Annotated in this window: 10 protein-coding genes and 1 riboswitch; of the genes, 6 read left to right on the top strand and 4 right to left on the bottom strand. The window is 69.5% G+C overall.

Annotation, left to right across the window (positions count from 1 at the left end; all coding sequences use genetic code 11):
- Nucleotides 1-138: 138 nt before the first annotated feature.
- Entirely contained in the window at nt 139-1,413 is a 1,275-nt protein-coding gene (locus ACFWEE_RS22485) for a glucarate dehydratase family protein (protein ID WP_386891529.1), read from the bottom strand.
- A complete protein-coding gene (locus ACFWEE_RS22480; RefSeq protein WP_386891527.1) occupies nt 1,413-2,366 on the bottom strand; it encodes a 5-dehydro-4-deoxyglucarate dehydratase in 954 nt (317 codons plus the stop codon). Before ACFWEE_RS22480 ends, ACFWEE_RS22485 begins: the two co-directional genes overlap by 1 nt.
- A 757-nt stretch (nt 2,367-3,123) precedes the next feature.
- A riboswitch (adenosylcobalamin (AdoCbl) riboswitch) is annotated at nt 3,124-3,270 on the top strand.
- A 3-nt stretch (nt 3,271-3,273) separates the two neighbouring features.
- On the opposite strand from ACFWEE_RS22480, the gene ACFWEE_RS22475 reads away from it, so the two are divergent.
- A complete protein-coding gene (locus ACFWEE_RS22475; RefSeq protein ID WP_386891525.1) occupies nt 3,274-3,489 on the top strand; it encodes a CbtB-domain containing protein in 216 nt (71 codons plus the stop codon).
- A 22-nt stretch (nt 3,490-3,511) separates the two neighbouring features.
- Nucleotides 3,512-4,285: a CbtA family protein gene (locus ACFWEE_RS22470; protein WP_386891523.1), complete on the top strand. Its 774-nt coding sequence runs from the start codon at nt 3,512-3,514 to the stop codon at nt 4,283-4,285.
- A 134-nt stretch (nt 4,286-4,419) separates the two neighbouring features.
- On the opposite strand, the gene ACFWEE_RS22465 is transcribed toward ACFWEE_RS22470, so the two are convergent.
- Entirely contained in the window at nt 4,420-4,767 is a 348-nt protein-coding gene (locus tag ACFWEE_RS22465; RefSeq protein ID WP_386891522.1) for a tetratricopeptide repeat protein, read from the bottom strand.
- A gap of 158 nt (nt 4,768-4,925) precedes the next feature.
- On the opposite strand from ACFWEE_RS22465, the gene ACFWEE_RS22460 reads away from it, so the two are divergent.
- On the top strand, nt 4,926-5,891 hold the full coding sequence (locus ACFWEE_RS22460; RefSeq protein WP_386891521.1) for a pirin family protein: 966 nt from the start codon (nt 4,926-4,928) through the stop codon (nt 5,889-5,891).
- 326 nt (nt 5,892-6,217) lie between these two features.
- On the opposite strand, the gene ACFWEE_RS22455 is transcribed toward ACFWEE_RS22460, so the two are convergent.
- On the bottom strand, nt 6,218-7,627 hold the full coding sequence (locus ACFWEE_RS22455; protein WP_386891520.1) for a hypothetical protein: 1,410 nt from the start codon (nt 7,625-7,627) through the stop codon (nt 6,218-6,220).
- A 764-nt stretch (nt 7,628-8,391) separates the two neighbouring features.
- On the opposite strand from ACFWEE_RS22455, the gene ACFWEE_RS22450 reads away from it, so the two are divergent.
- The 3 genes from ACFWEE_RS22450 (at nt 8,392) to casB (ending at nt 13,495) form a co-directional block, all read left to right on the top strand.
- Nucleotides 8,392-11,121, top strand: coding sequence for a CRISPR-associated endonuclease Cas3'' (locus ACFWEE_RS22450; protein WP_386891519.1), 2,730 nt, complete (start codon nt 8,392-8,394; stop codon nt 11,119-11,121).
- 76 nt (nt 11,122-11,197) lie between these two features.
- A complete protein-coding gene (gene casA, locus ACFWEE_RS22445) occupies nt 11,198-12,793 on the top strand; it encodes a type I-E CRISPR-associated protein Cse1/CasA (protein WP_386891518.1) in 1,596 nt (531 codons plus the stop codon).
- Between the two features lie 27 nt (nt 12,794-12,820).
- Nucleotides 12,821-13,495, top strand: a complete 675-nt coding sequence (gene casB, locus ACFWEE_RS22440; RefSeq protein WP_386891517.1) for a type I-E CRISPR-associated protein Cse2/CasB — start codon at nt 12,821-12,823, stop codon at nt 13,493-13,495.
- Nucleotides 13,496-13,522: the final 27 nt, after the last annotated feature.

Genomic DNA, 13,522 nt, shown 5'->3' with positions numbered 1-13,522 from the left:
GCCGCCGGGGGGCGCCCCCCTCCCCTGGTGGGGCTCGTGTGGGGTTGGGGTTTTGGGGGGGGGGTGGGTGGTGGTGTGGGTGGGTGTCGCCCCCCGGGGGGGGGGGCCCCGGGGGGGGGGGCCCCCCCACGCCCAGGGTCACCAGCGCGGCGACTTGTTCTCGTACGACGGGTCCAGCCGGCGCATGTAGCCGGTGTCGTCCCGGTTGCGCAGACCGCAGCGCAGGTACTGCTCGTGCAGCCTGGCCAGCGCGTCCCGGTCCAGCTCCACCCCCAGGCCCGGGGTACGGGGCACGGCGACGGAACCTGCGCGGAAACCGAGGGCCCCGGGGACGATCACGTCTTCCGCCGGGTCCTTCCACGGCCAGTGGGTGTCGCAGGCGTAGGAGAGGTTCTCCGTGGCGGACGCCAGGTGGGTCATCGCGGCCAGGCTGATGCCGAGATGGGAGTTGGAGTGCATGGACAGGCCCATGCCGAAGGTGTCGCAGATCCCGGCCAGCAGCTTGGAACGTTCCAGACCGCCCCAGTAGTGGTGGTCGGAGAGCACCACCTGCACCGCGTCCTGGCGCACCGAGGAGTGCAGTTCGTCGAAGGCGACCACGCACATGTTGGTGGCCAGCGGCATCGAGGCCTCGCGGGCGACCCGGGCCATGCCCTCCTGCCCGGGGGTGGGGTCCTCCAGGTACTCCAGCACGCCTTCCAGATCGCGCGCCACCTTCAGTGAAGTCTCAACGGTCCAGGCCGCGTTGGGGTCCAGGCGCAGCGGGGTGGCGGGGAAGGCCTCACGCAGCGCCAGGACCGCCTCGACCTCCTGCTCCGGCGGCATGACTCCGCCCTTGAGCTTGATGGCGGTGAAGCCGTACTCGTCCACCATGCGCCTGGCCTGCGCCACGATCCCCTCGGGGTCCAGGGCAGGGCCCCAGCCGTCGGGCTCGTGCCCCGGGTGCGCGTCCCACTTGTAGAACAGATAGGCGCTGAAAGGCACTTGGTCGCGTACCGCACCGCCGAGCAGATCGCTCACCGGGCGGCCGACGGCCCGGCCCCGGATGTCCAGGCAGGCCACCTCGAAGGGGGAGAAGACCCGGTCCACCGTGCTGCTGGTGGTGATCATGCCCGTCAGGCCGTGGCCGTCGCTGCCGGAGTCGCTGCCGATCACCTCGGCGATCCGCCGGCGCATCGGACCGGTGGCGTGCACGTCCATGCCGGTGATCGCGTCGGCCGCCGCACGCAGCCGGCGCAGGTGCCCCTCGTCGGCGTAGGTCTCGCCCAGCCCGGACACGCCCTGGTCGGTGTGGACCTCGACGACGGCGCGGAGCGCGTACGGCTCGTGGACGCCGACCGCGTTGAGGAGGGCCGGGTCCTTGAACGCCACGGGGGTGATCTCGATGCGGGTGATCCGCAGGCTGTCGCCCATCACAGCACCTCCCCGGCGCCCGCACCGACGCCGACGCCGGCACCGGCGGTCGCCAGGGCGCGGCCCCGCGCGACGATCCGTTCCAGCTCCGCGAGGTGCTCGGGCGTGGGATCGGTCAGCGGGGGGCGTACGCCGCCGACGTCCAGGCCTCCTTGCCGGACCGCCGCCTTGACCAGGGCGACCGCGTAGCCGGGGACCTTCTCGCGCAGTGCGATCAGAGGATGGAAGAAGCCGCCCAGGAGCTGCTGGACGGTGGCGTCGTCCCCGGAGGTGACGGCCCGGTGGAAGGCGAGGGCGACCTCGGGGGCGAAGCAGAACACCGCGGACGAGTACAGCTCGACCCCGATGCCGCGGTAGGCGAGCACGGTGCCCTCCGCGGTGGGCATCCCGTTGAAGAACTGGAATCCCGCACCGCCGCACTCGGCGTCCGCGCGGACGGCGGTCACGATCCGGGACAGCAGGGAGAGATCACCGGTGCCGTCCTTGAGGCCCACGACCTGGGGCATCCGGGCCACTTCGAGGGCCGAGGGGACATCGAAGCGGGCGGTGCCCCGCTGGTAGACGATCACCGGCAGCGAGCCGGCCGCGACCACCTGGCGCACATAGGCGACCAGCCCGGCCGGCTCTCCTGCCACCAGGTACGGAGGCATCAGCAGCAGCCCGTCGGCACCGGCCTCCTCCGCGGCCCGCGCGTACTGCCGGGCAAGAGGCAGCGAACCGCCCGTACCGGCGAAGACCGGAACCTGACCGCCCGTTGCCTCTACGGCCGTCCGCACCGCCGAGGCGAACTCCTCCACACCGAGCGCGTGGAACTCCCCGGTGCCGCAGGCGACGAACACGCCGCCCGCTCCGGCGCGGACCCCGCTTCGCACGTGTTCCGCCAGCTTCGCGGTATCCACCGAATCGTCCGGAGCGAACGGAGTCACGGGAAAGAACAGAACGCCCTCTAGCATGAAGCACCTTTCCGAGTTCATGTATATGAACATTGGTCAATATGACGAATCGCTGCACGGAAAGTAGGCGCCGCCGCGCGCCGAGGTCAAGGGTTGTGCGTGGGCCGGTTTCAGACATGCGGACGTGAAGCGAACTGCGCCCGACGGTCCGGGGTGAGGCTTCTGGCTGGGGGCGAGGGGGTGGGGTCCGCTCGCCACGATGGGAGAGGGTGTGCGCACAGATGCCATCTGAACTGCGGTGATGGTGCGGACCCTCCATCGGGCTTCACCCGCAAGGATCGGACGGAGGCCCCTGGGGTTCGCCGTGCGGGCCACCGCTCGGACGCGAACCCTGTGGGTGATTTCCAGCCATGGTGGGGGCGGGAGTGAGGGAAACCGGACGTCGGTCGCGCGTGCGGATGTGCTGCCTTTGTTCCGCCAGGTGCACAACTGTGCGTGACCATGCGCGATTGGGCGCGTCGGGGTGAGGGCTGGGCGGGCCTGGGATCCCGTGCGTCCGGTCGCGCACGGCCGAGGCCGGGTGCGCCGGGCCCCGGGTGGCCGGGCTGTGGGGGTGTACGGATCCGAGGGGTGCCGGTGCCGGCACCGGTGTCGGCGAATTCGACTTGCCCCGCGCGGGGTTCAGCGTCAGTGAGACGTATGTCACCCGAGGGGCCGTCGCGGAAGTCTCCCTCTTCCTCAACGGCCCCTGCGCGTACTGGCGTTGAGTAAGAGGCGGCGGGATGCGCCATGGCGGCGCCCGAACGCAGGCGCTATGGTCTGACCAGCATGACGACGGCGCAACGGAAGTCCGGTGAGAATCCGGCACGGTCGCGCCACTGTGAACCCGTACCTGCGGGAAGTCAGACCCAGCACCGTCGTCTCAGGCACCACGATCGGGACGCGTGTTCCCTCAGGAGGTTCTGCCATGGCACACACTGCCGCACCCTCGACCGGCGTACCCGCCGTCACCCCCATATCGCTGAAGGCGATCGCCCCGTGGGCGGTCTTCTTCGGCATCCTCATGCTCGTCCTGCTGTACTTCGTCGGCGCCGAGCAGGGCGCCACCTCGGTCATCTCCGGCGAGGCCGTTCACGAGTGGGTCCACGACGGCCGTCACCTCCTCGGCTTCCCCTGCCACTAGACCCCAGGGGACCCGAACTCTCATGAATTCCATATCTGTTCGAGCGCTCCTGGTCCGCGGCATGCTCGCGGGCCTGCTCGCGGGCGTCGCGGCGCTGCTCGTCGCCTACTTCCTCGGCGAATCCCGGGTGGACGCGTCCATCGCCCTGGAAGAGGCCCACAGCCACGACCACCACGGCGGCGAGGAGTTGGTCAGCCGGACGATGCAGGCCACCGGCGGCCTCGCCACCGGTGTCCTCGTCTTCGGCGTCGCCGTAGGCGGCATCGCGGCACTCGTCTTCTGCTACGCCCTCGGCCGCATCGGGAACTTCGGCCCCCGGGCCACCGCGGCCCTGGTCGCGGGTGCGGCGCTGCTGACCGTGTACCTCGTACCGTTCCTGAAGTACCCGGCCAACCCGCCGGCCGTCGGCAACCCCGACACCATCGGGCAACGTACGGGGCTGTTCTTCCTCATGGTGGCGCTCAGCATCCTGCTCGCCGTCGCCGCCGTCATCGCCGGGAGGAGACTCGCACCGCGCCTCGGCAACTGGAACGCGACCGTCGCCGCCTCCGCCGGATACGTCCTGCTGATCGCGCTCGCTTACGTGTTCCTGCCGTCGTTCGACGAAGTGGGGGCGGACTTCCCGGCGACCCTGCTCTGGGAATTCCGGCTCTCCACCCTCGCGGTCCAGGCCACCCTCTGGGTGAGCTTCGGGCTGATCTTCGGCGCCTTCACCGAGCGCCTGCTGCTGCCCTCGCGCGAGCGCGGCGCGGCCTCCCGGGAAGGTGCGCCCCGGACCGCCGGGGCGGTGGGCTGACCCACCCCGCGGCCGACCCACGAGGTCGGAGCACCCGCGTGTGTGTGCGGCCGGAGAGCTCTCCGGCCGCACACCTCTGCGTCGTACGCCCTTCCCTGAAGCGGCTGCCTCCGGCGCCACGGGACGCGGGGACGTCAGTCGGTGGCGAAGTCGCCGTTCAGAGCGGCGGCCACCCGCAGGTGCGGCGCGGCCTCCTCGTGCCGGCCCTGGCGCTCCAGCGTGCGTCCCAGCAGCAGGCGCGCGTAGTCCTCGACCGGGTCGCGCTCCAGGACGATCCGCAGCTCCGCCTCGGCCTTCCCGAGCCGCGCCGAGTGGTAGTAGGCGCGGGCGAGCAGCAGGCGCGGGGCGACCTGCTCGGGGACCTCGTCCACCAGCCCGCGGAGAATGCGCGCCGCGGTGAGGTATTCCTTCGCGTCGAAGAAGAACTGCGCGCGGTTCCAGCGGTCGGCGGCCGTGCCGAACTCGTAGTAGGTCTCGTCCATGGGTTTCCTCCTCTGCCGCCGGCGGGGCGGCCGATCCGGCCTTCCGCCCGTGTGCTCGCGACAACATACCGCGATGGTTGAATATTCCACTAAATCGGCGAGGTGGCGATCGCGCCACTGCCCCTCGGGCCGGGCCGGAGCGCAATAGGTTGACCACCATGAGCAACCTCGATCGCCAGGCCACGCTGTCCGTCTGCGGCGGACGGGGCTTCGTCGTCGCCGAACCGGTACGTGAACTCCTCACCCCGCGCCACGTACGGCTCGGCGAGTCCACCGAAGTGCGCAGGCTGCTGCCGAACCTCGGCCGCCGCATGATCGGCGCCTGGGCCTTCGTCGACCATTACGGCCCCGACGACATCGCGGACGAGCCCGGCATGCAGGTGCCGCCCCACCCGCACATGGGGCTGCAGACCGTGAGCTGGCTGCACGAGGGCGAGGTGCTCCACCGTGACAGCCTCGGCAGCCTGCGTACCGTACACCCCAGGGAGCTGGGGCTGATGACGTCGGGCCGGGCCATCAGCCACTCCGAGGAGAGCCCGAAGAGCCACGCCCGGTTTCTGCACGGCGCCCAGCTGTGGGTGGCCCTACCGGAGGCCCACCGTCACGTCGAACCCGACTTCCAGCACCACGCCGGCCTCCCCACGGTGACGGCCCCCGGCCTCACCGCCACGGTGATCCTTGGCGAACTCGACGGCGCGGCCTCGCCGGGCACCACCTACACCCCGATCGTCGGCATCGACCTCGCCCTCGCGACGGGCACCGAGACCCGCCTGCCGCTCGACCCGGACTTCGAGTACGCGGTCCTGTCGATGTCGGGCGAGGCCCACGTCGACGGCGTGCCCGTACTCCCCGGATCGATGCTCTACCTCGGCTGCGGCCGTGGCGAACTGCCCCTGCGCGCGGACTCCGACGCCGGACTCATGCTCCTCGGGGGCGAGCCGTTCGCGGAGGAGATCGTCATGTGGTGGAACTTCATCGGGCGGACGGAGGAGGAGATCGTCCAGGCGCGAGACGACTGGGAGAAGAGTTCGCGGTTCGGCGAAGTGCACGGCTACCACGGTGCCCGCCTGCCTGCCCCACAACTGCCCACCACACCGCTGAAGCCGCGTGGCCGGGTGCGCTGACCTGCGTAAATCAGTGGCTGGACTGACCAGGCTCCCGCTGGCGGCCGTCGTGCCGAGACACGCGAACCGCACCTGCTTCGGGCTCGGACTGAGGGGGCCGCCGGACTCGGGACGACGCGTGTCGAGTCCTGTGTGCGGGCACGTGTGTCATGGGCCGATCGGATCGATGCCGACCTGGTGCCGCCGTTCCTGGCCGGTAGTCGGATGCCCGTGGTCCCCGTCCGCTGTCTGGACCGGTCGGACAAGCCTGAAAGGCCCGCTGCCCCAACCGCACGACCGCAATCGCCGCAGCCGTCCTCACCCTGGAACGGCAACCCTGAAAATGCTCAGTGCGCCGACAGGCCCAGGCGTTCCCTGGCGTTCCTCAGGTCGGCGGTGAGCGCGTCGCTCATCGGATCCCCGGATCGTTTCAGCATGCCGACGAGAACGGCCGCTCCGGCCAAGGCGCTCTCCTCTGCCTCGCGCAGCGGCACGGCCGCGGTGGAGGCGCCGGTGTTCAAGGCGGCCCAGCGGCTGGCGGCATCGCAGAGCAGCAGCGCCTCCCAGAGCACGCGCAATGCCGAGGGAAGGCGTTCGGACGCGATCAGCTGCCGGCCGATTCGGGCGAGCAGAGTGACCTGACGTGGCACAGCGTCGACCACGTTCATCCGGCCGGTAGCCGAGTACCTGGCTCCGTCCCCGCCGCAGAGGGAGAGTCGCAGCGTCCGGATCTCCAGCGGATCCGGGGCGCCGGACCGCACGCCCACCGCGAGCCTCGTGGGCTCCGTCCGCTCCGCTTCCAGCAGTACCTCCCGCAGACTCGGCGCAAGCACCGACCCGAACTCCCGCTCCATCTCCGCGATCCGATCACGCGACCCGCGCGCGGCCATGGCCAGATGTCCGGCCGCCTCCGCGTCCCGCCCGGCCTCTCTCAGGTGGACACCGATCCGGGCATGAGCTCCTGAACTCCCGACCCCGCCGAGTTCTGCGGCCTCCAGAATCAAGCCGTCCACGGCCAGCGCCGCGTCCCACTGCCCACGCTTCGCCTCCAGCATGGAGACGACCGGGGCGGCGAAACCGATCGCGTACGGGATCGCCTCCGGCCCGACACCGCCCATCTCCTGGTATCGGGCGAGGGACTCCTGGCCGCATTCCAGAGCCAGCTCATGGTCGCCCACCCGCAGTTGGATCCTCGCCCCGACGGCCAGGATCCGGGCCGCGTCCCCGGAACGGTCCGAGAGGGGCGAGAAGGCTCCCGCCCGCATGTACCCACCGATCGACATGTCCAGATCGCTGAGGGCGCTGAAGGGACGGTCCCACTCGGCATGGGCTCGGGCCCTTCGTAGCCGGACATCGGCCGTCAGCAAGACCGCGGGAACGGGACCCGTCTCCTGCCGGCCACCCCGCTGTTCACCCTCCTTCCGGGTGGCGAGCTGCTCCGACTCCATCCGCTGGTACAGCTCCTCGGCCTGGTCCAGGGCTGCGACTGCACCGGTCACGTCTCCGGCATCAGTCCTGGCCCGTCCCATGGCGTAGAGCAGTCCGGCTCGGGCCTGGGGAACCTCGGTCAGGCCGGGGGAGGCGGCGTCCAAACGGTCCAGGGCGTGTTGCGCCCGCGCGAACTCGGCCAGCGCCCGCGCCGGCTCCTGGCCCTGCTCGGCGGCGAGCCCCCGTTCGTACGCGGTCCGGTACTCCTGGATCGCCTGCTCGGTACGATCCTGGTCCTGCGAGGCTCCGCGCCGCCGAAATATCTTCATCTTCCCTCTGTTGCCCTTGAATTGACACAATGCAGCCGTCCGGTGAGACGTCGACATCCTGTCACGGTGTCTCCACCGGATGTCCACGTTCGCTCCGAAGAGGTCCGTCCGTCACGGGGGCTGTCGCTAGTTCCCTGGCCGACTTGCGCCGGTGGGTCGTTCCGCGCGCGGGTGATGGCGCGCATGCGGCGCCCGCGCTCGGTGCACTTCGTCGGCCGATGAGATGGTCCAAGCCCGTCAGGACCGGATGGAAGGGCGGGGATTCGGTGAAGTGAAGGGTGTGGCGACAATCGCGGGTGTGGCGCCGGAATGAAAAGGGTGACGGACCCCTGGGGCCCGTCACCGTCGACTCACATGAGCCAGCTGACGAGTTCGTTGATCAGGACACGGATTACCGCGCCGACCACCATGCGTGATACCTCAAGGAGGACCTCGCGACGCATGACGAACTTGTGCGAGAACCGAAACACTGCATCTCCAGGCGCAGACAGAGCCGAGGTTGCGCCACATCCCTCGAGAGGGTCGTGCGTTCGTCTCGACGCGCCATTGGCTGGAAAGTCGGCTTGGATTCCGCGCACCTCCCAGGGAGGCGTACAGCATTGGCTACTCTACGCGGAGGAGCGCGTTGGTGTAGTCGATGGGGACGAATTCCGGTCTTCCCGCTTCGACGGGGCACGGCAAGGCGACGGGCAGCTCCGGCCAGCCGCTGTCTGCCGCGTTCTTCCGCGACTCGCATGGACCGAACCCCGTGACAGAGGAGCGTCATGTCCCTGGATTGCCGCCTCTGGGGCAAGGCTGCCGGGCTGGGTAAGAACGCTCTCGGCACGGCCAACACACATCCCCTGATCTGTCATCTGCTGGACACGGCAGCCGTTGCGGAAGTCGTGTGGGACGAGCTGCTGACCGGGCACCAACGGAGCATGGTGACAGAGGCGCTGCAGGTCACTGACGCGCAGGCGCGCGCACTCGCGGCATTCTGGGCGGGACTGCATGACATCGCGAAGATCAGCGTGCCGTTCCAACTGCACTCGGGTGGGCCGAGAGCCGCGCACGGGGAGCTGCTGGCCCAGGAGCTGACCGGTGAGCCGGGGTACGGATTCGATGTCTGCGCCGCGCAGGACAGGCAGTCGCACGAAGCGGCGGCGCACTGGTGGCTGGCGGGAGCCTTGAGGGACGCCGGCTACGCGTCGTCGGGGCGACGTCCACAGTCCCAGCTCAGTCATGCGCTGGCCCAGCTGCTCGGCGGGCACGGCGGCCACTACCACCCGGTGGTCCGTCACAAGGACTTGAGGTCTCCTGTCGCGCGCCACCCGGGCCTGGGCGCGGGTGGGTGGGAGGAACAGCGGCGGATCCACTTCGACGAGGTGCGCAGAGTGGTCGGGGCGGATCCGGTTCCGCAAGGACGGATGACACCGGGAGCGGCTGTCGTCCTGACGGGGTTGGTGACCTTGTCGGACTGGCTGGCCAGCATCGAAGGAGAGATCCTGTCCCGGCTCAGGCCAGAGCGATGGGCTGGGACTCCCGAAGAGCTCGACTCCTACTGGAAGATCGCCCGCACAGCGGCTTCCCGTCTGGTGCACCAGGCGGACCTGCTCGGGACGGGCTTCACTCGGCCGCCGCAACCGGTGCAGGGCGGGAGCGAGACCGGCCTTGAGGCAAGCGTCGCGGGCCAGTTGCCCGACCTGGTGACCGAGTACGGGCCGGGCATGGTGGTCGTGACGATGCCGCCGTCAGAGGACCGTACGAAGGCTGCTCTACGTGCGGCGGGCGTTCTTGGGAGTGCGGCTGAGGCCCGAGGCCTCTTCTATGTACTGCCGACCGGATCGGCGGCCGACAGTCAGATGACGCAGGTGCATGCCTTCGCCGAACAAGCCATGACCGGCCCTCGGCGGTCGCTTCTGCTCCACAGCTCCTCGCGCATGAAGCCGGCGGAAGCAGCTGAGCAGTGGGCGCGGGCCGGCGCGGCTGACGGAGTCAGCGCGGAGCCGGGTGAGGCGTGGGCCCTGGCAGCGAACAGCTGGCTCAACTCCCATCACCGGGCGCTTCTGGCTCCCCTCGGCGCGGGGACGGTGGACGAGCTTCTGCAGGCCGTCATGCCGGTGAAGTTCAACGTGATGAGACTCTTTGCGCTTTCCGGGAAGGTCGTCGTCGTGGACGAAGCCCATGCCCGCGGCGTCTGGGGGCAGAAGCTGATGCTTCGCTTCCTTGAGTGGGCCGCTGCGCTGCGGATCCCGGTTGTCCTGGCCGCGACAGCTGCGGACAGGTCGGTGGACGCGATGCTGGCGGCATACCGTCGGGGCGCGGGAGGAGGGAAGGAACCGGTGGTGCAGCCTCGCCGGACGCCAGGGTGGTCGTTCGTGGACGCTCTGTCCGGAGACAGGCACCTGCCCCGGCAGCCCGCCGAGGTCGTTCGTGCCGCCACGCTCGACATCAGGGTCGTTGACGGTGCGAGTGACGGCGAGATCCGGGCGCTCGTCGAGGCGATGGTCGCGGTCGGCGAGGGAAGAGCCGTGGTGTACCGGTCGACGCCCGAGGAAGCCATCCGCACGTTCCGTCAGCTCACGCAGGATCAGCCCGGGCTTGACGTAGCGCTGGTCCATGAACAGATGCCCAATAAGGATCGGTGGCGGCGTCTCGCAGCTTGCCGGAGTGCCTTCTCTGCCGATGGTGGGGCCACCGGTCCCTCAGTACTGGTGACGACGCCGATGCTGGAACATGTCCGAGGCCTCCATTTCGACCTCGTCCTGTCCGGGCCCGCACCCCTCGGGCGCCTCTTGGCCCGCGCAGCGCAGAGCACGGGTGGCCGGCCGCGGCTCGTGGTGCTCCGAGCGGACAACGAGTCCCCTCTGGACGACCCCGCTCTGGTGCGGCGCACGGACATGCTCCTGGGGGCCGGCAGGACGGTATCTCTGCCCGAAGGCCTGCCCGTGCTCCTGGACGCCGTGTACAGCGAAGATCTTGTCCAGAGGCTGGCGGATCCTCGGGCGCGGGAACTCCAGCAGCTCGACAACCGCCGCACGGTCCAGGAACGCCGGGCCGACGGTACTGCGGGTTGGCTGGCCGTACCGGGTCCGCGGGAACTCGACGGTGACCTCGGCCTCTTGAGCCGAGACCACCCCGGAACGACTCCAGACTTGCTCTCCTCCGTGCTCGGTGAGGAGATGGCGCATGTGGTGTGCCTGTACCCCCTTCATCAGCAGGGGCAGACGGTGCGTCTATTGGAGGAAGGCGTCCTCGAACGGAAGCTCGAACTCGATTCCAAGAGGAGACCGAAGCCCGGTCAGCTCGTCCCCTACCTGATCCCGGTGCCGAAACGACTCGTCGAAGCCGTGAAGGGTGATGCCAACGGCCAATGGCGCGGCACGGCCGCCCTGACGAATGTCCTCCGACTGAACCTGGAAGAGGAAGAGGAAGAGGGTGCATGGGTGCACACCAGTGCGAAATGCCGGTTCCGCCTGAGTGAGCTCGGCCTGGAGATCGATCAATTGCCGTAACCGCCCACGCCGTCCCCGCACGGCCCTCTAGCATTCGGTGGACGTCAGACCACGGGGGAGGGGCGGGAATACGCCTGTGTCCAATCTGATCGACCGGCCATGGATTCCAGTCGCATGGGTGGAGGGAAAATCAGGACCTCCGATATTGGGCCTCAGGAGTCTCTTTCTGCACGCCCGGGAGATTCGAACCCTGCTGATCCCGGAAGCTCCGGCTCATTCGGCGCTGCTGCGTGTGTTGTACGCGCTCACCGCCCGCATCACCGGTCTGGACGAGGCCGGGCCCGGAAGCTGGGGCGACCGGCGGGAAAAAATCCTTGAGCAGGGATTTCCTGAGGGGAGCACAGAACTCGCAGGCGGTCGCAGGGCCGGTGTCGAAGGCTACTTCGACCAGTGGAGCCACCGCTTCGATCTGTTCGATCGCGATCGCCCCTGGCTCCAGGACCCCCGCCTCCCCGACCAGTGCGACAGGAACAACACCGCCGGGGTCCACAAACTGGTCATGAGCCGGGCAGCGGGCAACAACCACTCCTGGTTCGGGCACTGGAGCCAGGAAAGGCCCGTGCCGCCCAATCTGTCGCAGGCTGCGCTGTCGCTGCTGAACTGGCATTTCTGGGGAGCCCCCGGTGGCCTGTCGAGGCGTGCGGTCGGATCCGTGAGTCACCACTATGCAAAGGCTTCACCGCTGCGGGCGGCGCTGTCGTACCACCCGGAGTGCGACAACCTCTTCCTGACGCTGCTGGCCGGCCTGACCCCGCCGGATGGCGACGTCAGTCGGCACACCGACCTGTGCCCGTGGGAGCGCGACGACCTCCCGGACCCGCTCAAGCCCATGCCCGAGCCGCAAGGGCCGTGCTCACGGCTCACCGCCTGTTCGCAGCACGCTCTCCACCTCGTTCCCGCGCCGGACGGCGAGCACACGGCCGACGCCTACATCACATGGGCTCACGACGCCGAGCGGATCCGGCCGGAGGACGACTATCTGATCTGGGACATCGACAAGGACGGAAGGACCACTCCCCGGCTCGCGCGCTCCTCCCGTTCCCTGTGGCGGGACATCGACGCCCTTCTGCTCAAGCAGCTGAACGACTCACGCCCTGTCCGGCCGAAGGTCATGGACCATGCCTTCGACGTGAGCGAGCACCTGCGCGTCCGTGCGCTCGGCTTCGAACAGGACGACAGCCAGGCGGCCAACCACCAGTACGTCGACTCCGTGACCCCGGTGCTTCTTTCCCGAGTCGAGGAGGACGTGGTGAGTACCGAGCGGCCCGTACGCCTGCTCCGCGAACTCGGCGAGCTCTTCGGCCACCGGCTGCAGCAGGCCACGAAGGAAGCCTGGCTGCAGTACACGGACGACAGGAAGAACGATCCGGGGGCCTGGCTGGACGCGGTCGCGGCACGGTACTGGCCGTCGGCCGAGGACGAGTTCTGGTCACGGTTCAGGCGGCTCACGCGCTCTGACGGCGCCTCGGACCCCGGCTTCGACTTCGACGCCGCATGCCGGGCTTTCGCGCGGCACGCGATCGACGCGTACGAGGCGGTAACCAGCTCGGTGACCCGCACGCCACGGGGCGTGAAAGCCGTGACCAGGGCGAAGGCGATCATCCTGGCCGCGCTGAAGGACCCGCACAAGGCCATGGCGCAACCGACGAACAGAGCGGCGAAGAAACCGTGACCGTCGCCGGCCGACCCAAGGACAGGCATGACCTCACCAGCTCCTGAAGCGAGCAAGCGCCAAACGAATCGCGCCGCGTACGCGGCATTCACCGAACACATCGAATACCTGTGCCGCACAGACCCCGGTGCCCGTGCGGCACTGCGCGCGGGCCTCCGCCGCGACATGAACCACCCGCGCACACGCGCCATGCACCGGCTGCTGACGCCGCGACTGCCGGAAGGGTGCGACGAGAAAGCAGCGCAGGCCCACTACACGGTGGCCTCGCTGATCGCGGCCCAGCCCCGACACGCCTTCGCGTCCGACCACGTGGACGACGAAGCCACCGCGGACGGACCAGAGGTGGTGGAGAAGCAGATTCCGGAGGCGGACGGAGAGCCGGGCGAGGTGGCCGCCCCGCCCCCGCCCACCCCGTACGGCCCCTCCTTCGGCGCCAGTCTGGGCTGCGCCGTCGTCGCCCAGGGCACCTCCATGCGGATGAGCGCCGCGGAGAGCCGAGTCAACCTCCTGACGCGGCAGAGCGTCCGCGGCATCCACCTCCACCTGCCGGCCGCCGTGAATCAGGTACGCACCACCAGCGCGACCATCGACTGGGGGCAGTTGCTGTCAGACCTCATCGCCTGGCCCTACCAGTCCGGGCGCATCAGCCGCCGCTGGCTGCAGGACTTCTACCGGATCACCGCCCGCGTCGACCAGGACTGACGACCCTCTCACCCACAGGAGATCCCT

The sequence above is a fragment of the Streptomyces sp. NPDC060184 genome (assembly GCF_042728795.1).
GTDB lineage: Bacteria > Actinomycetota > Actinomycetes > Streptomycetales > Streptomycetaceae > Streptomyces.
Note: the sequence above shows the minus strand (reverse complement) of the source record. Positions and strands in the feature narration are given on the sequence as shown.

Excerpts from the sequence above, each read along its gene's own strand:
- ACFWEE_RS22455 (WP_386891520.1), bottom strand. The coding sequence starts at position 7,627 with ATGAAGATATTTCGGCGGCGCGGAGCCTCGCAGGACCAGGATCGTACC.
- casB (WP_386891517.1), top strand. The coding sequence starts at position 12,821 with ATGACCTCACCAGCTCCTGAAGCGAGCAAGCGCCAAACGAATCGCGCC.
- ACFWEE_RS22465 (WP_386891522.1), bottom strand. The coding sequence starts at position 4,767 with ATGGACGAGACCTACTACGAGTTCGGCACGGCCGCCGACCGCTGGAAC.
- ACFWEE_RS22485 (WP_386891529.1), bottom strand. The coding sequence starts at position 1,413 with ATGGGCGACAGCCTGCGGATCACCCGCATCGAGATCACCCCCGTGGCG.
- ACFWEE_RS22480 (WP_386891527.1), bottom strand. The coding sequence starts at position 2,366 with ATGCTAGAGGGCGTTCTGTTCTTTCCCGTGACTCCGTTCGCTCCGGAC.
- ACFWEE_RS22460 (WP_386891521.1), top strand. The coding sequence starts at position 4,926 with ATGAGCAACCTCGATCGCCAGGCCACGCTGTCCGTCTGCGGCGGACGG.
- ACFWEE_RS22470 (WP_386891523.1), top strand. The coding sequence starts at position 3,512 with ATGAATTCCATATCTGTTCGAGCGCTCCTGGTCCGCGGCATGCTCGCG.
- ACFWEE_RS22450 (WP_386891519.1), top strand. The coding sequence starts at position 8,392 with ATGTCCCTGGATTGCCGCCTCTGGGGCAAGGCTGCCGGGCTGGGTAAG.
- ACFWEE_RS22475 (WP_386891525.1), top strand. The coding sequence starts at position 3,274 with ATGGCACACACTGCCGCACCCTCGACCGGCGTACCCGCCGTCACCCCC.